We start from the raw sequence: 16,451 nt of genomic DNA on the forward strand, positions 1-16,451 counted from the left end.
TCACTCCCGGCCCCCGGTGACCGTCGCGGTCACCGCTGTTCCCGCGGTGTCGAGCAATCGGTCCAGACCCGCCCGGTCGGTGTGCCGGGCGCAGATCGCGGCGACCCGCTGGGTGCCGAAGTTGTCCGGCGGCAGCGCCACATCGGCGCCGACCGGCACCTCGGTGAACACGTGGTGATAACCGGGGTCCTCGACCAGATCGGCGAGTCCGGTCAGCCCGTCGAACCGGCCCGCCGATTCGGCGAGGACGAAACGCAGCCCGGCCTGCATCTCCCGGTCCGGGGTCAGCCGCAGCGGCTCGCCGGTCGACACCCGAATCACGTTGGCGAAGAAGTCGATTCCGGTGGCCAGTGGCACCAGATGTGAGGCGATGTAGTCACCGGCCGGGCGCGCGGCCACCTCGATGAACCGCATACCGTGCTCGCCCCACTTGGCCTCCAGGTGGAATGCGCAGTTGTCGAAGCCCAGCGCGCCGACGATCTGCTCGGTGCGGGTGCGGATCTCGGCGAGGGCGGCGGCGGGCAGGACGCTCGGCAGCCGGTGGGACAGTTCGAGATGGAACGGCTCGGTGGTGACCTTGTCGGTCACCGCGACCTGGTGCACCACGCCGCCCGCGACGAAACCCTCCACCGACAATTCGGTGCCGGTCAGATATTCCTCGACGATGAATTCCGCGCCGAACTGTCGGAAAACGGGGTCGAACGCGGGATCGGCGATCCGCTGCAACAGGGCCATGGCGGGTTCGAGATCGGCCTCGGTGCGCAGTTCCAGGATGCCCTTGGAACCGGAGGCGCCGGTCGGCTTCACGACCACGGGAAAACCGATGTCCGCCACGGCATTACGCAGCTCCGCCAGATCGCTCACCCGCGCATAGCGGGGCAGTACGCCCGCCACGCCGGACAGCGCCTGCTTCATCGCGTACTTGTTGCGCGCCGACAGCGCGGCCTGCGCCGACAGCCCCGGCAGGCCCAGATCCGCGGCGATGGCGGATACCAGCTGCACATCGATCTCGGTGAAATTCGGGACGCCGACGATATCGTGCGCGCCCGCGATCTCCCGGGCCAGCTTCAGGGACCGCTCCAAGTCGTAGGTGTCCACCTGATGGAACTCGTGTACCAGGGGCTGGGCGAACTCCGGCAGGGCCCGGCCGAGCAGGATCACCCGGTGGCCGAGGCGGCGGGCGGCCAGCAGGGACTCCAGCCCCTCTCGTTTGATCCGCCGCAGATTGACGAACAGGACGCTGCTGCTCACGCGATTCTCCAGACCGGTCGTGTTGGTTCTCGGATGTCAGCGCCAGTCAACCACGGGCTTCCCGGACTGAAAAGATTTGTCTCGCAACACATTCCCTATTGCCCACCGATTGCGCCGAAGGATATGTGTTGGTGCGTCCGGGCAGCTGTCGACAGAGGAGGAACGGGATGAGGGTCGTGGTCATCGGCGCCGGTGTGATCGGATGCTGCGCCGCCCTCCGGTTGGCCGAGGCGGGCGCGCGGGTGAGCCTGGTCTCGGAGACGGGGCCGGGTGCCACCCTGTCCGCGCACAGCTTCGGCTGGGCCAACGCCATCGACGACGGTTCGTCCGCGTACTACGACCTCAGCGTCGAGGCGCTGGCCGCGCAGGAGCGCCTGGCCGTCGATACCGCGGAGTCGCCGCGGTGGTTGTGGCGCAGGGGAAATCTGCACTGGGCCGACGATGCGCCCGGCGCCGCGGCGCTGCGCGACACCGCCGCCGGGTATCGCGAGCACGGATACCCCGTCGCGGAACTGTCACCGGCCGAGGTGCGGCGCGAGCTGGAACCGGGGCTGCGGTTGGATGGGGTGGCCGGGCCCGTCTACTTCTATCCGGACGATATGCACGTCATGGGCGATCTGATGCTGAGCGCGGTGCTGCGCCGGGCCCGAACCGCGGGCGTGCGCCTGCGGATCGGCGAGCCGGTGGCCACGGTATTCCCCGACGGCAGCGGCGTGCGGTTCCGCGACGGGGAATCACTGGCCGCCGACGCCGTGCTGTGCTGCGCCGGGCGCGGAAACATCGACCTGCTGGCCGGTCTCGGGGTCGCACTGCCGCTGCTGGAACCGGGTAGCCCCCAGCGGCTGACCCGCGGTCTGCTCGTCCGCACCACCCGGGTGGCCGAGCCGGTCACCCGGGTGGTGCACGCGCCCGGTCTGAGCATCCGGCCGGACCGCGACGACCGGCTGATGCTGCACTGCCACGACCTCGATCACACCCTGACCGCCGACTCGGACGCGCTGGCCCTCGCCGACCGGATCCTGGATCGGCTGCCCGAGGTGCTGCCCGGCGCGGCCGGGGCCGGGGTGGAGTCGCTGTTCGTCGGCGTGCGCCCGATGCCACGCGACGGGCGCTCGATCGTGGGGCCGGTGCGCGACGCCGAGGGCGTGTATGTCGTTGCGACACACAGCGGTATGACTCTGGCCCCGGTGCTCGCCGAGATCGCCGCCCGCGAGGTGCTGGGTGCGCCCGACCCGTCGGCCGACGCGTTCCGGCCGGAGCGGTTCGCGCTGCTGTAGCGCAAACACGATGCGCCGGAACGGATCCGCGACTGAGGAAATTCCTCACTTGACCGCGAGCGAGTCGCGCATTGGCGCGCCGAACTATGTTGCCCGACAACATATTCCGCGATATTTCACGGAAAACGTTGCGGTATATGGTAATTCGATCGAAGCTTGCGTCATTGGCGGCGCATTACCAGATCTCGGTGGAGTCGTGCAGGCGAACGGGCATCTACGGGAATCGGACAATAGGGGTATTGACTGGTGTCTACGCGCTATGGTTACTTTCTTTCAAGCGGAACTTTCGGATCAGGAATTCACGCTAGGCATTCCGCTGCAACTTGTTCGAAAGCTGCTCGCCGTTCAGGTTTTCTGGTGGCCGAGTTGTGCACGATTGGGAAGTGGGGCACGGCCATTCTGAGGCGATATTCATGACGGCGACAACGCGAAAGCCGATTGTCTCCGTCGGTTACGAATTGCCGCGAGCAGGGATGACGGGGCCCGCCCGGGCCCTGCTCGCCGTGGCCCGGGCCGCGGAGGCCGCCGGTGTCGACTACCTGGTCCTGCCCGACCGGCCCGCCGCCGATCCCGGCGGCGCGAGCGCACCGGCCGCCGCCATCACCGCGGCCCTGCTCGCCTCCGGCACCGAGCACCTCGGCGTCGTGGTCTCCACCGCCATCGCGTACTGGGAGCCCTACAATCTCGCCCGGGTCCTGGCCTCGCTCGACCACATCAGCGCGGGGCGGGCGGGCTGGCAGGTCGTCACCGCGCTCGACGCGGCCGCCGACGCCAATCATCGCCGCGCCGGATTCGATCCGGCGGCCAACCGCGAGGCCCGCGCCATCGAGTACGTCCCGCTGGTCCGCGACCTGTGGGACAGCTGGGAGGACGGCGCCTTCGTGCACGACAAGGACAGCGGGTGCCTCGTCGACGTCGACCGCATCCACGTCCTCGGGCACGCCGGTCCCGCGCTTCAGGTGCGCGGCCCGCTGAACGTGGCCCGCCCGCCGCAGGGCCACCCGGTCGTATTCGCCGCCGCCACGGACCCGCTCGTCGCCTCCGCCGCCGACGTGCTGACCACCGGCCGCCCCGGCGCGACCGACCGGCCGCACCGGGTCCTCGCGGTCGAGCCCTTCGTCGCCGCGGACACCCGGCGTGCGCACGAATTGCACGGCGCCGCAGGCACACCCGAGGGCGACGCGGATCGCGCCGTCGTGGTGGGCGCTCCGGCCGCGGTCGCCGACCGATTACTCGGCTGGGCCGACTCGGTCGATGGCTTTCTCGTGCGATTCGCCACCCTCGACCAGCTTGCCGCGTTCACCGACCTGGTCCTGCCGCGCCTGCGCGCGGCCGGATCGCCCGAGCCCGCCGGTCCGCGCAGCCTCCGGGCCCGACTGGGTCTGGCCAGGCCCGCGAACCGGCTCGTCGCCACCGCCGCCGCGGAGAGGAGCTGACCGGCGTGTCTACCAAGCGTGCAATGCACCTCGGCCTGATGTTCTGGGCGACCGGGACGCATTCCGCGGGCTGGCGCCATCCCGACGCGCGGGGCGATGCGGCCTACGACATCGGCCTGATCCAGGAGGTCAGCCGAACCGTCGAGCGGGCCAAGTTCGACTTCGTATTCCTCGGCGACCGCCTGGCCACCGATCCCGCGCTGCAGCACAGCAATCCGGCGCAGATCTCCCGCCTGGAACCGTTCGTCACCGCGACCGCGATCGCCGCGGCCACGACCCACATCGGCATCGTGGTGACCGCGAACCCCACCTACTCCGACCCGTACGGCATCGCCCGGATGCTGGCCTCGCTCGACCACATCAGCGGCGGACGTGCGGCCTGGAACCTGGTCACGGGTGCCGATCCCGCCGCGGCCCTGAACTTCGGCCGCGACGCACACTGGGAGACCGACAAGCGCTACGACTGGGCCGAGGAGACGCTGCGGGTCGTCCGAGACCTGTGGGACGGCGGCGACCGGGCGATCGGTCACCGCGGCACATACTTCTCCGTCGACGGACCGCTCGACGTGCCGCGCCCGCCGCAGGGCCACGTGGTGCTGCTCAGCGCGGGCACCTCGGACCGCTCCCGGGAGCTCGGTGCGAGCCGGTGCGACATGGTGTTCGCCGGTCCGCAGCCGACTCTCGCTGCGCGCCAGGCGTATTACGCCGACATCAAGGAGCGGGCGGCCCGCCACGGCCGCGCGGACCAGGTGACCGTCGTCCCCGGCCTGACCCCGATCGTCGCGCCGACCACCGAGGAGGCCGTGCGGCTGCACGACGAGCTGAACGCGCTACTGGTCCTCGACCCGGAGGAGGAGGTGACCGATCTGGTGCGCGCCGGTGGCCTGGGCGAGGGATACAAGCGCAATCGCGCCTGCGCCTCGCGCGCGTTCGGCATCGACATTCGCGGGTGCCGCCTGGACGACGTGGTGCCCGCGGAGCAACTGGCCGCGGTGTCGGAGGAGGGCGCCCGGCGGCTGGCCGAGATCACCCGGCTCACCCGGCGCACGGCCGACGGGCCGGAGCGCATCACCTACGCCGATCTGGTGCACGGCACCCCCGCTCAGCTCTCCCACGTCGTGGTCGGCAACCCCGAGGAGGTCGCCGACATGATGCAGGAATGGTTCGAGGGGGACATGGCCGACGGGTTCAACATCTACCCCGCCTACGTCCCCGGCTCGATCACCGCCTTCACCGAGCTGGTCGTGCCGGAGCTGCAGCGCCGCGGCCTGTTCCGCAAGGACTACCACGGCCGCATGCTGCGCGACCATCTCGGCCTGCACGGATAAGGGGGAATCTCCGATGTCCTCACACATGGTGCCGGTCGCGCCGGCCGAACTGGTCGTCGTGCCGATAGCGCTGCTGGCGCAGGCGGACAGCCCGCGCACCGGCGGCGTCGACGCCGAGCACGTCCGGCTGCTGGCCGAGGTGGCGGGGGATCTGCCCCCGATCGTGGTGCACCGGTCCACGATGCAGGTGATCGACGGCATGCATCGCGTGCACGCGGCTCTGGCCCGCGGCCAGAACAGCGTCCGGGTCAGATTCTTCGACGGCGACGCCGCCGAGGCGTTCGTGCTCGCGGTGGAGTCGAATATCGGGCACGGCCTGCCGCTCACGCTGTCCGATCGCCGCGCCGCCGCCGCCCGCATCGCCCGCTCCTACCCGTACTGGTCCGACCGCCGCATCGCGGCCACGGCGGGCATCTCACCGAAAACCGTTGCCGCGGTACGCGCCCGATCGGCCGAGGAGATCCCGCGCTCACGAGTCCGCGTCGGCCTCGACGGCCGCGTCCGCCGCCTGCCCACCCCCGACGCGGACCGCTGCGACGTCACCGACACCCCCGCCCGGCGGCAGCCGGACACCCCGGTCAAGAAGCCGGCGGTCGGACGAGTCGCCGACACATCGGGCCCCCAGGCGACAGCCTTGATCCAGGCCCTGCGCCGCGACCCGTCCCTGCGTTTCAGCGAGACCGGCCGCACCCTCCTCCGCCTGCTGGACCTGCACATCGTCCAATCCTCCACCTGGGGCTCCATGGCCGACAGCGTCCCCCCGCACTGCACCGAAATAGTCGCCGAACTGGCCCGCACCTCCGCCGTCACCTGGCAACTGTTCGCCGACTCCCTGGACCGCAAATCCGCCGAATTCGACCAGCAACACCGCGCCCCGATCCCCCCGCAAGACTACGAATGCCGCGCCTGAACCACCCCACGCCGCACAAACCTCGGAAACACAACAAGCGTCGCCGACGACCCGGTCGCGGAGCGGTCGGCTGCGGAGGGCGGCATGGTCGACGTGCACGACTCGATGACAGCCGCGACATTGGAGGCACCTTGCGCCCCGAACCCTTCACCCTCACAGCCGGAATGGATGGGAACGCAAGGGTGTTGCCACGCTGGTGGTGAGTGTGAGTATTGAGACTGCGGAACAGACCGAGCAGCGGCTGCGGCGGGTGATTGCCGAGGCCGATCTCGTTGTGCACGACGGTGTCTGGTGTTTTACGGAGTGCCCGGCCGACCAGCCGCCCACGCTCACCGGTGGGACGCTCGCCGTCGTTCGGGACCAGGAGAGTTGGAGCTCCCTGGTCCCGTTCACCGAGGACAGCGACGGTGTCGAGCGCTTCGGGATCTTCTCCTTCCATTTCCCCGATGGTGCGGACAACAGTGGTTTCGTCGGCTGGCTGGCCACCCACCTCAAGAGTGAGCTGGGGACCGGCGTATTCGTCGTCTGCGGCAGCAACCGCGCCCGCGGCGGCATCTATGACTACTGGGGCTGCCCGGTCGACGTGCTGGATCAGGCCATCGCGGTCGTCGGGAAGCTACGAAATGACCTCGGCGGCAAGCCTTCTGGCCCTCGGTAGGCCCCGTACCGCCGGACAGCCAGCCCTCACTTCAAGTGCCGGGCGAAAAACCGACCCCCATCCTCGCCCTCGAACTGCGGGACGCCGGTGTGCCCGCCCATATTGGCGTGCAGCGTCTTCTCTCGAGAACCGAAGGCGTCGAACAGGTCCAGGGCAAGTTGCCGGTTGTTTCCTTCGTCGTCCCACTGCAGCAGGACCTGCAGCGGAATGGTGATCTGCCGGGCCTCCTCGAACATGCTGCGGGGCACGAAACTTCCGGCGAACAAACGGGCGGCCGCGATACGCGGCTCGACCACCGCCATCCGAATGCCGATGGCGATCACCCCTCCCGCATACCCGACCGGACCGCCGATCTCGGGCAGCGCAAGAAGAGCGTCCAGGGCGGCCCGCAATTCCGGGACCGCCTTGTCGACCAACGGGAAGACGAGCCGCTCGACGATCTCGTCGTCGACCGGCTCACCGGCCTTCAGCGCCCGCTGCAAATCGGCGCGGGCCTGCTCGATTGCGGCGAAACGGGGCCGCTCACCGCTCCCGGGGAGCTCGATGGTGGCCGCGGCGAGGCCCTCCGCCGCGCAGTGCCGTGCCCGGGCCACCAGTCGGGGGTACATCCTGTGCAGCCCGCCGGGATGGCCGAGCAGGATCAGCGGGGCCGGTGCGGATCCGGGCGTCCACAGGATGCCGGGGATCTCGCCGAGGGTGAATTCGCGCTCGAGAACGCCGTCGTCGAGGCGCTGTTCGGAAATGAATTGCATGGTCGTGCCTTTCGGGAGTGCTCTAGAACGGCGCTCCCGGACGACCTATCGCCCGACCGTGACCCCAGAGGGGAGCACCCATATCAATACTGCGTTCACGGGTACCACCTCCTCGTTCTCTTGCACGGCCTTCGAAAAGTAGCAGTACTCACCGTTGTCCGCCAACAGGTTTTTGCTACACGGCGGCCCATCATTTCGTTCTCTTCGATCACGATGGTCCTCGGCGTGCGTGAATCTCATAGTCGGCCCGAAGAACTCGTCGTGGTCCTCTGCGCGAGTCACAGCATTCCGCCCCTTGATCTCGTGCGCGCCGTCGCCAGTCTCTGCGCCGGTCCCAGCCCCCGGTACGACGCACATCGGCTGGTCGGCATCCGCATCGCCGGTTTGCGCCGCCCCGACTGAGCCCGCTGGAATTTCCCAGCCGTTGCCCCACGATCATCGCGAACCAGAACCTGTTCGGAGTGGATCACGCCCGATCCTGCTCGGCCGGTTCCGCGGATGCCAGCGGGAACAGGATCGGACTGAGCAGGTACGGGTCGCGGTTCGGGGTCGCCTCGTGCGCCAGACGCGGCGCGACGACCGCGCGCAGGTCGTCGATCATGCGGGTGAGTTCGCCGCGGTCGAGCCAGATCGCGTGCTGGCGGTAGCCGACGAGATCGGTTGCCGGATCGGCGGTTTCGCTGTCCAGATAGGTCTGGAATTCGGCCTGCAATATCGCCATCGCCATGGCGAAGATGCGCCGATGCTCGTCGACGGTCGCGGCGGCAGCGGTATCGGCGTCGATCACCGCGCGCTCGCGCCGTAGCCGATAGCTGCGCTCGACCACGCCGCGGACCCGCCGCTCGCCCGCGACCTCGAGGATCCCGTGTTCGGCCAGCAGGTCGATGTGCCGGTACACGGTGGCTTTCGAGACATCCGGGATCCGCGCACACAACTGCGCCGTGGTGGCGACGCGGCCGGACAGGGCGTGAACGATCCGCAGTCGCACCGGATGTGCCAGCAGCTCCGAAGGATTCATGGACATATGGTCTCACAATTGATACTGTTCGCAAAGTTGAGAACATTTGAGTCGCGCTCGAGCGGGGCGACTCCGGATGAGGAGTTCCACATGACGATGTCGATCCCGGAGCGAATCGGTGCCGAGGTTGTCGAGCACCTGCGCGCCGCCCGATTCCGGCGGGTGCACGAGATGTTCGCGCCACCTCTACAAGCCCTGGTCTCTGCCGAAAAGCTTTGTACCGCTTGGCAATCCGTGCAGGAGAAATACGGGACCGTGGTCGACGCCGATGCACCGACCGGTACCGAGGGCTCGTCGGGTACGGCGGTGCGGGTACCGATGCGCCTGACCGACGGCGAGCTGTGGGTCGAACTCGTGGTCGACGATGCGGGCCGCCTGGCCGGTCTGCGGCTGACGCCGCCGGTCGAACCGTGGCAGCCGCCGGACTACGCCGATCCCTCCGCATTCGACGAGTACGACATGGCACTCGACGCCGATCCGCTCCCGGTACCGGCGACGGTCACCGTTCCCCGCCGACGGGGCAGCTGCCCGGCGGTGGTCCTGCTCGCGGGTGGCGGGCCGTTCGACCGTGACGAGACGTCCGGGTCGAACAAGCCGTTGAAGGACATCGCCTGGGGACTCACGAGCCGCGGCATCGCCGTGCTGCGATTCGACAAGATCACGCACGCGCACCCCGAATGCCTCGACGAAACATTCACCGCCACAGACGAATACGTGCCCTATGCCGCGGCCGCCGTGCGAGCCCTGCGAACGCATGCCGCGGTCGCCGCCGATCGGGTATTCGTGCTCGGACACAGCATGGGCGGCAAGTTCGCTCCCCGGGTCGCCGCCACCGAACCGGCCGTCGCGGGCCTGATCACCATGGCCGCCGACGCCCAGCCGATGCAGTGGGCCGCGGTGCGAGTCGCCCGCTATCTCGCCGCACTCACCCCGGGTGGCGAAACCGCCGCCCGGCAAACCCTCGAAACCCTGACCCGCCAAGCACAGTCGGTCGACAGCCCGGACCTCTCCCCGGCCACCCCCGCCGCCGACCTACCGCTGGGTTACTCCGCGGCATACTGGCTGGACCTGCGAGCCTACGACCCGGTGGCAACGGCCGCCGCGCTCGCGAAACCGATGCTCGTCCTGCAGGGCGGCCGGGACTACCAGGTCACCGTGAACGACGACCTGTCCCTCTGGCAAGCCGCACTCGGCGACCGCCCCGAGGTAACCATCCGCATCTACACCGCCGACAACCACCTGTTCTTCCCCGGCACCGGCCCCTCCACCCCCGCCGAATACCTTGCGCCACAACATGTCGACCATCACGTCATCACCGACATCGCCGCATGGATCACCACATCGCACACGTCGTAGCGGCATCACCGATCACGATGGCAGCGCACCGAAACTGTGGTTGTGTGTGAGATCGACTGGCACCCAACGATTCTCGCTTGGGCTGGTCCCGGAGTCATTCGCCCGTCATCGCGGCATCCCCGATGACGGTTCAACATCCCGCCGCTCGCGACGACCAATCCCAGTGCGCCACAGGATATTCCGCCGAGCACGGCGAGACGTGAATGGATCCCCCGCCCGGACAGTGGCGCGGTGGCGTAGCGACGGGGGTGCCAGACCTCCGTCCACGCCGATCCATCATCGGATCGTGTCTCCCCGTGATGCGCTATCCGAACGTCTGCAATTTCGATCGTCTCCGGTATCACCCCGAAATCACTTCCGCTCCTGACGGTTCACGGCAACGCCAGCAGCGCAATGGCAGATGCCGCGCCGACCAATCCGAGAGCCAGCCGTCGATCGACTCGTTCGCGCAGGAATATCAGCGCCAGCAGCACCGGAATCGCCGGGCACAGAGCGGCCGAAACCGTGGCGACGGCCATCGGCCCGCAGCCGTCCGTCGCTCGGCCTGCCCGACCGGGCACACCTGATCATCGGCCACACAGCACGCGCGATCACGCGACCGGCACACCCGCGCCGAGCTGGGCAATTGGCCGTAGATGGCTTCCAGCAACTTGCCCAGTTTGTCCTGCTCGGCCTCGTCGAGGAGCCCTACCAGGGTCGCCAATGGACCGTCACGAGCGCGCAGAACCCGTTCCGCCGCAGCGGTTCCCTCATCGGTCGGATGCACCTCCACCGACTTGCCCGACGCGCTCCGCCGACACACCAGCCCCTGAGCCACCAACCCGTCCACCATCCGAGTAGCCGCCGACTGACTGAGCCCGACCCGCCGCCCCGACTCAGTCACCGACACCCCGGGCACAGTGGACAAAATGACAAGCGCAGCGGCCCCACTGGAACCGATCCCATCAGCATCCGTGGCCCCTCCACCATCAGATCGCTGACCGCCAGCGCCGCAGCCCCGAGGAGGTTACGAGCGCGAGCTTCATGCTGGTCGAACATCTCCCGTAATACACTGATATCGCGACCGAAACCCAATGGCCGACAGTAGAGTTCAGTGCCACGCTCAGAGAAGCTGCAAGGGAGGGACTACTCCGACTCGGACGCGGGTGGTCGGGTCGAGCGGCGTGGCTGGCGAAACGAATGATCGGTGAGGCACGCGAGAATCGGTGGAGTGGACAACCGTCTGCCGCGTGTCCGTCTCCGGACGTGAACTCTGTACGTGGCAGCCCTACGGAACGAAACCGCCTGAAGTTCAAGGGGACATCTCGCAATCTCAGCGTAACGATTGTGCGTTCGCCGGATTCGGCCTGCATCGGGTGTCTTTCGTTGCCATGATCGGCTGTTGATGGTGGACGTCGAGGGTCTCGCGCAGGAATGTGTGGGCCACATCGCAATGTGTCAGCTGAATAGGCTGTGTGCCAACGGCACAGCGATCTACCTGGCTCCGGGTGGCGTGTGTGCTGGTGTTTCTGTAATGATCGGGTGATCTGACCCGTCTCTCCTGGGGGCGGCTCTGCGGACAAGATCTGAGTTGAGGAGGGGGAGTGTTCTTCGTTCCGGAGTCGGTGTTGGCGATGGCGCAGACGATCGAACCGGCGGCCGAGGCGACGCGGGGGCATGCGACGCGGATCGCGGGTGCCGGGTTCGAGGCGGGGCATGCTGGTCAGGATTATCGGGAGCAGGGGCAGAGGCTGGCGGCGGGTGTTGACGGGATCGTTGCGATGTTGCAGTCGTGGTCGGAGGCGTCGAGTGCGACGGTGGGGGCGTTGCGGCAGGCGGTGTCTGCGAGTGTGTCTACCGATCAGGGCAATCGGGCGCGGATCGTGGCGGCGGGGGAGGGGTCGGTGTGACCGATCCGCGGGCGTATGAGCAGCAGTATCAGGGTGGTTTGGCGTCGACTCGGCTGGGGCTGGAGCGTTTCCTGAAGGAGGACGGTAAGAACGTCTTCGACCCGAAGAAGATCTGGAAAGACAAGCCGAACATCAGTGGTCCCGGTGTGAATGAGTTGCTGGATCAGGGGGCTGTCGGTTTGGAGTGGTTCCGGCTGGCGCTGGTGCGGTATCACCGGGTGGGGGAGGTGGTGAAGCTGCCGGGATTCGACCGGATCGTTGTGCCTGCGGTGCCGGTGGACGGTGGAACAATCCCGGTGGAGCCGATCGATACGACTGCGGATCCGAACAAGACGATGATTGCGCTCGAGGGCCGGTATTACGACCAGCAGCGCAGCATGAATCTCGACAGCTTGCGGAAGCTGTCGTCCGAGATCACCGGTGCCGCGCTGGGTGCGGGTGATCGTGCTGGGGCGGTGGATATTACCGGGGATCTGGCCGGTGTGGCCGGTGCGGTGCCCGAGGCGTGGCAGGGGCAGGGTGGGACGGCCGCACAGGACCATCTCGCGGGGTTTCATGCGCATGCCGACCAGCAGTCCCAGTATCTGCAGTCGGTGGCGGCGGCGTTGTTCGGGCTGCCGGATGTGTTGTTGCAGATCGTTAGGGACAAAGCGAGTTTCGTGGCCGGGTTCGACAGTCCGCAGTGCCCGGTGGCGGGGCACGCGATGCGGATCGGCGACGGCGACGACCCGGTGAGTGTGATCATTACCGTCGCGGCCGGTAAGGCCGGAAACCTGTTCAGAGACGACAAGGGCACGGTGCGTGACCAACTGCACCTGGAAAACCGTGATCAGTCCGAGCAGGCGTCCAAAGACTGGTTGAGCAACCATTTCGGCCCGGCGGTGCGGGAGGCGTTCACCGCCTTCATTCATCAGTGCGTGCTGGCCGACTACTACATTCGCCAAGCTTATAAGCCGGTGATCGACCTGCTGGACAACCACGATCGGACCCCGTTCCCGAAACCGCAGGATCCGCCGGCTCCCCCGCCGCAGTCTCGGCCGACCGGAACCGCGACCTCACCGGCATCGGTCACCGCAGCGGGTCTCGCCGCCGGGACTCCCGTCACCGCGGCGGGCCTCGACACCACCGCACCGCCGACTGCGTCCGTATCGACGACTCCTGCAGGCGTGCAGTCGAATCCGCTACAGACACTGACAGGTCTGGCCGGTCAGGCGCAACAGGTGGTGACCGGCCTGGCCGGACAAGCCGCGCAGACGGTGCAACAAGGCGTCGGCCAGGTCGAGAACATGATCCAGAACGGGCTGGGCGGACTGCCCAGCACTCCACCGACCGACCCGGCCGCGTCCTCGGATTCGAGGCCGCTGGCGAGTTTCCCACTCGGCGGCGGAAACCTGTCGCTGGCACAGACCCGAGACGGTGCGGTGACCGCGACATTCACCGGCCCCGACGGCAAACCGCAGCAGTACACGCTCGGCATCAAAAACGGCGCACCGTACCTGACCCGCAGCGAGGACCCATCGGCTCCGGCGGGCGGTGCGTCCGGCACTGCCACCACCGGCCACCGGAGTACAAGCGGGGGAACGGGAGTCGGCTCGGGCGGCAGGCTTCCCACCGGAAGCCCTTCGCCCATAGCGCAAGTCGGTGCCTCATCGGAGCACACACCCCCGATCTCGGTGCCCGCCACCGCATCCGGAACACCCGCATCCGCCTCACCCGTCACCCCGGCACAGGCGGCCACAGGATCGACACCGAGCGGCATGCCGATGGGCGGCATGCCCCCGGGCGGCGGCGCTTCCGCAGGAAAAGGCGCACCGGACGGGGAACGCCGCTCCACCGGAATCATTCCCCCCAAACCGCTGTGGAACACACTCCCCGGTCGCGAAGGCCCAGTCCTCGATGCTTCCGCCATACCCGAGCCAGCGGCCACGGAGAGCCTCTACACCGGCCCGACCACGATGCCCGCCTCCGCCGCACTCCGCCCCGAACCGCCCGCACCACAGGCACCGCCTGCCCCACGCCGCGACGGTGTGAAGATCGAGATCGATATGGGTGACCAACGATGACCGACTACCAGGCAGAGATGGACCGAATCCTCGCCGAATACACCGCCGCCTCCCGCACGGTCCGCGAGCAGTTCATCGACGCCGACGAAAGAACAACCCGCGGCGGCACCGACGTATTCGCCTCGCTGCGCGAGGAATTGGCCCGAAGCGAACAGGAGCAGCAGCATCCGGAGGAAACCAAGGCACTCGAGGAACGCGACCGGCTGCTGCGCGAGACCGCCGAGCGGGCGCGGCAGCGTCGGCTCACCGCGGAGCACGGCCGGGAAACCTATGTGCTGCCGTCGGACTGGACCGAGGAGGACGAGGCCCGCGAAGAGGGCTACGGTCAACCGAAGTCCTGGCTGGTCTGAGGGCGGAACGATATTCGATTTCGAGAGGCGGGGTTCTGAATTGATCTGGTCGGTGCGGCGTCGAATGGCCGATGTGGCCTGGAAATCGGACGGGAGGCGGTAGTGGAGTCGACATCGCGGAGGCCCGAACTCTTCGAGTACCCGTATCCCCGTAGCCTCGTGCTGCCCGAGATCCAGGACAAGGACCACGCTTGGGCGCGCGCGAATCCGGAGACGTGGATGTACTACGTCGATCCGAAGGTCGACAAGTCGGCGCTCCAGCATGCCAATGTGATGGGCGGTCGATTGGCCGACGACAAGGGCGGTTTCGCCGACTACTGGTTGAACCCGGAGTTCGTGCCCACTCCCGAATACGCCGGTGTGGAGCTGACCACCGAGTTCGAACAGGTGTTGTGGCGGACGAACTCGGGGTTCAACAATATCGGCAATCTCATCGAGGCTTTCAGCCGTAGCCGGTTGACTGTTGTGCTGCCCGTGGATGATCCGGAGGGGTTGCGAGGCTGGCCGCTGCGTCGCGAGGGTGACTCGTGGTGGTTGGATGTCTATACCTCCGCGGGCAAGCTGCCCCGTGATGTGAATCCCTGGCTGCGCCGGGAGGTTTCGGGTACGGATGTCCTCGAACAGGTATGCCCGGTGGAGCAGACCAAGGTGAACATCAATCCCGATTCGGAGCCGGGCGTAACGCTTTTCGGCGAGGACCTGGCGCACTGGTGGGCCGAGTGGCGCGAGGCCGAGCGCCGGTATCGCGCCGAGCAGTCCGGCGAACAGTAGCGACATGGAGCGTTGGGAGCGGGACGAGATTCGTTCGGCCAACGCTCATTTGCGGTCGGAGTTGGATGCGATCGAGTCCGATTTCGATCGTGAGATGGGCCAGTTGGGTGAGATTTATCGCAAGCTCGCGGCGATGAAGGTGCACGCGACGTCGCCGCATGATTTGGCGCGGGTCACGGTGAACTCGTCGGGTGTGGTGGTGGAGGTCAGCATTGCCGAGGACGCCTACAAGCGCAGCACTCCGCGTCAGTTGAGTGAGGATCTCAATACCGCGATCCGGGGCGCGGTGCAGGCGGCGGGCCAGGCTCGCGAGGAGGTACTGGGACCGGTGAAGTCGATTGTGGACGGGATGGCCGATCTCGGTGACATCGTGGCGGGGGCGCCGAGTCTGCGTGAGCTGGAACAGCAGCTGTCGCAGCCACCGGCGGAGCCGCCGGACCGATCACGGTGAGCTGCTAGGGAATTCATGGAACCGTCGGCGCTGCTGCTGCGTCGAACTTCGGAGAAGCGAACCTGATGAGGGAAGGTGATCGTGGCTGACTTCTGGGCGGATCCCGATCGATTGCGTGCGGTGGCACCGCAATTCGCGCAGTTGGGTGACGATGTCGAGGCGGCGCTGACGAAGCTGCAGCAGGGGATTGATGCGGAGGGGCCGTGCTGGGGTGACGACAAGCCCGGTCAGGAGTTCGCGAAGAAGTATCCGCAGGGCGGTGGCCCGGGTGGTACCAGGGAAGCCCTTGCGGCACTGGCGAAATTGGCCGACACCCTGCGAGCGACCGGGGACAAGATCACCGGGTCGGCGAATGCGGCCCAGGCTCAGGATCAGCACAGTGCCGACCAGATCCGTCGGGTGTAGCGAAGGAACGCCCGCGTGACTTTGACTCGCCCGCCGCTGATCCCGGATTTCCTGCTGGACTTCGTGGCGGGGCATTGGCCACACGGTGACGAGGACGCGATGCGGCGGCTGGCCGGGCACTGGTCGGAGATGGCCGATGCGCTGAAAAAGCTGCAGGGTCCTGCCGACCAGACCATGACCGCCGCGTTGTCGGCGATCGGTGGACAGACCCATGCGGCGATGGCGACCTACTGGCAGGAGATCTCCGGCGGCAGCGCCAGCGATCTGGATGGTCTGATCGCGGTGTGCGAAAACTTCGCCGAGCAGCTCGAACACGGGGCCACCGATATCGAGCACGCCAAGCTGACCATCTATATCTCGATCGGCACGATGGTGGCGATGGCGTTCATCCCCTTCGGTCAGATCGCCGATCTCGCGGCCGTCGCGGCGGTCCGGCTGGCCATCCGCCGGGTGGTGCAGCAGTTGATCGGCAAGATCATGACCAAGGGGGCGACGTTCCTGGTCGAGCGGGAAGGCATGCAGCTGGCTGCCCGCTG

17 protein-coding genes and 2 pseudogenes are annotated in these 16,451 nt (G+C 67.6%); 14 read left to right on the top strand and 5 right to left on the bottom strand.

All coding sequences use genetic code 11. The features are described from left to right. Complete coding sequence (locus HPY32_RS02355) at positions 1 to 1,251, bottom strand: ATP-grasp domain-containing protein (RefSeq protein WP_067582656.1); 1,251 nt, start codon at positions 1,249 to 1,251, stop codon at positions 1 to 3. A 167-nt stretch (positions 1,252 to 1,418) separates the two neighbouring features. Between HPY32_RS02355 and HPY32_RS02360 the strand changes: the two genes are divergently transcribed. The 6 genes from HPY32_RS02360 to HPY32_RS02385 all read left to right on the top strand — a co-directional run bounded on the left by HPY32_RS02360 (position 1,419) and on the right by HPY32_RS02385 (position 6,860). Next, positions 1,419 to 2,528 carry an NAD(P)/FAD-dependent oxidoreductase gene (locus tag HPY32_RS02360; RefSeq protein ID WP_067582659.1) on the top strand — a complete coding sequence of 370 codons (1,110 nt, stop codon included), beginning with the start codon at positions 1,419 to 1,421 and terminating at the stop codon, positions 2,526 to 2,528. Positions 2,529 to 2,577: 49 nt separating this feature from the next. Further along, on the top strand, positions 2,578 to 2,931 hold the full coding sequence (locus HPY32_RS02365) for a hypothetical protein (protein WP_156674162.1): 354 nt from the start codon (positions 2,578 to 2,580) through the stop codon (positions 2,929 to 2,931). A 10-nt stretch (positions 2,932 to 2,941) separates the two neighbouring features. Then, a complete protein-coding gene (locus HPY32_RS02370; protein ID WP_067582661.1) occupies positions 2,942 to 3,964 on the top strand; it encodes an LLM class flavin-dependent oxidoreductase in 1,023 nt (340 codons plus the stop codon). Positions 3,965 to 3,969: 5 nt separating this feature from the next. Next, positions 3,970 to 5,292 carry an LLM class flavin-dependent oxidoreductase gene (locus HPY32_RS02375; protein WP_067582663.1) on the top strand — a complete coding sequence of 441 codons (1,323 nt, stop codon included), beginning with the start codon at positions 3,970 to 3,972 and terminating at the stop codon, positions 5,290 to 5,292. A 13-nt stretch (positions 5,293 to 5,305) separates the two neighbouring features. Next, on the top strand, positions 5,306 to 6,202 hold the full coding sequence (locus HPY32_RS02380; protein ID WP_067582666.1) for a ParB/RepB/Spo0J family partition protein: 897 nt from the start codon (positions 5,306 to 5,308) through the stop codon (positions 6,200 to 6,202). Positions 6,203 to 6,407: 205 nt separating this feature from the next. Beyond that, positions 6,408 to 6,860, top strand: a complete 453-nt coding sequence (locus HPY32_RS02385; RefSeq protein WP_197696402.1) for a DUF6196 family protein — start codon at positions 6,408 to 6,410, stop codon at positions 6,858 to 6,860. 26 nt (positions 6,861 to 6,886) lie between these two features. Here HPY32_RS02385 and HPY32_RS02390 read toward each other — a convergent pair whose 3' ends face one another. Together HPY32_RS02390 and HPY32_RS02395 are read right to left on the bottom strand one after the other, a co-directional pair. Next, positions 6,887 to 7,612 carry a dienelactone hydrolase family protein gene (locus HPY32_RS02390; protein ID WP_067582672.1) on the bottom strand — a complete coding sequence of 242 codons (726 nt, stop codon included), beginning with the start codon at positions 7,610 to 7,612 and terminating at the stop codon, positions 6,887 to 6,889. 466 nt (positions 7,613 to 8,078) lie between these two features. Further along, complete coding sequence (locus HPY32_RS02395; protein WP_067585630.1) at positions 8,079 to 8,630, bottom strand: helix-turn-helix domain-containing protein; 552 nt, start codon at positions 8,628 to 8,630, stop codon at positions 8,079 to 8,081. Between the two features lie 90 nt (positions 8,631 to 8,720). Here HPY32_RS02395 and HPY32_RS02400 point away from each other — a divergent pair, with 90 nt between their 5' ends. Further along, positions 8,721 to 9,986, top strand: coding sequence for an alpha/beta hydrolase (locus HPY32_RS02400; RefSeq protein WP_067582676.1), 1,266 nt, complete (start codon positions 8,721 to 8,723; stop codon positions 9,984 to 9,986). A 371-nt stretch (positions 9,987 to 10,357) separates the two neighbouring features. On the opposite strand, the gene HPY32_RS44335 is transcribed toward HPY32_RS02400, so the two are convergent. Further along, entirely contained in the window at positions 10,358 to 10,546 is a 189-nt protein-coding gene (locus tag HPY32_RS44335; protein ID WP_231951469.1) for a hypothetical protein, read from the bottom strand. 239 nt (positions 10,547 to 10,785) lie between these two features. Then, positions 10,786 to 10,926 (bottom strand): annotated as a pseudogene (locus tag HPY32_RS46440) (MarR family transcriptional regulator); the annotation flags it as partial. Positions 10,927 to 11,569: 643 nt separating this feature from the next. Between HPY32_RS46440 and HPY32_RS02415 the strand changes: the two are divergent. From HPY32_RS02415 to HPY32_RS46775, 7 genes and pseudogenes are all read left to right on the top strand, one after another. Further along, entirely contained in the window at positions 11,570 to 11,875 is a 306-nt protein-coding gene (locus tag HPY32_RS02415; RefSeq protein WP_067582679.1) for a hypothetical protein, read from the top strand. Beyond that, on the top strand, positions 11,872 to 13,938 hold the full coding sequence (locus HPY32_RS02420) for a hypothetical protein (protein ID WP_067582682.1): 2,067 nt from the start codon (positions 11,872 to 11,874) through the stop codon (positions 13,936 to 13,938). Before HPY32_RS02415 ends, HPY32_RS02420 begins: the two co-directional genes overlap by 4 nt. Continuing rightward, complete coding sequence (locus HPY32_RS02425) at positions 13,935 to 14,288, top strand: hypothetical protein (protein ID WP_067582685.1); 354 nt, start codon at positions 13,935 to 13,937, stop codon at positions 14,286 to 14,288. Before HPY32_RS02420 ends, HPY32_RS02425 begins: the two co-directional genes overlap by 4 nt. Before the next feature lie 102 nt (positions 14,289 to 14,390). Beyond that, positions 14,391 to 15,059: a hypothetical protein gene (locus tag HPY32_RS02430; protein ID WP_156674163.1), complete on the top strand. Its 669-nt coding sequence runs from the start codon at positions 14,391 to 14,393 to the stop codon at positions 15,057 to 15,059. Positions 15,060 to 15,120: 61 nt separating this feature from the next. Continuing rightward, on the top strand, positions 15,121 to 15,510 hold the full coding sequence (locus HPY32_RS02435) for a YbaB/EbfC family nucleoid-associated protein (RefSeq protein ID WP_171982693.1): 390 nt from the start codon (positions 15,121 to 15,123) through the stop codon (positions 15,508 to 15,510). Positions 15,511 to 15,591: 81 nt separating this feature from the next. Next, positions 15,592 to 15,915, top strand: a complete 324-nt coding sequence (locus tag HPY32_RS46770; protein ID WP_444939651.1) for a WXG100 family type VII secretion target — start codon at positions 15,592 to 15,594, stop codon at positions 15,913 to 15,915. Positions 15,916 to 16,014: 99 nt separating this feature from the next. Further along, positions 16,015 to 16,314: pseudogene (locus tag HPY32_RS46775) on the top strand (WXG100-like domain-containing protein); the annotation flags it as partial. Positions 16,315 to 16,451 lie beyond the last annotated feature (137 nt).

Source organism: Nocardia terpenica (genome assembly GCF_013186535.1).
In the GTDB taxonomy this organism is placed as follows: Bacteria; Actinomycetota; Actinomycetes; order Mycobacteriales; family Mycobacteriaceae; genus Nocardia; species Nocardia terpenica.

What these genes read in the sequence shown, in the direction of transcription:
- HPY32_RS02390 (WP_067582672.1), bottom strand. Translation starts at nt 7,612, where the DNA reads ATGCAATTCATTTCCGAACAGCGCCTCGACGACGGCGTTCTCGAGCGC.
- HPY32_RS02380 (WP_067582666.1), top strand. Translation starts at nt 5,306, where the DNA reads ATGTCCTCACACATGGTGCCGGTCGCGCCGGCCGAACTGGTCGTCGTG.
- HPY32_RS02395 (WP_067585630.1), bottom strand. Translation starts at nt 8,630, where the DNA reads ATGAATCCTTCGGAGCTGCTGGCACATCCGGTGCGACTGCGGATCGTT.
- HPY32_RS02360 (WP_067582659.1), top strand. Translation starts at nt 1,419, where the DNA reads ATGAGGGTCGTGGTCATCGGCGCCGGTGTGATCGGATGCTGCGCCGCC.
- HPY32_RS02370 (WP_067582661.1), top strand. Translation starts at nt 2,942, where the DNA reads ATGACGGCGACAACGCGAAAGCCGATTGTCTCCGTCGGTTACGAATTG.
- HPY32_RS02425 (WP_067582685.1), top strand. Translation starts at nt 13,935, where the DNA reads ATGACCGACTACCAGGCAGAGATGGACCGAATCCTCGCCGAATACACC.
- HPY32_RS02400 (WP_067582676.1), top strand. Translation starts at nt 8,721, where the DNA reads ATGACGATGTCGATCCCGGAGCGAATCGGTGCCGAGGTTGTCGAGCAC.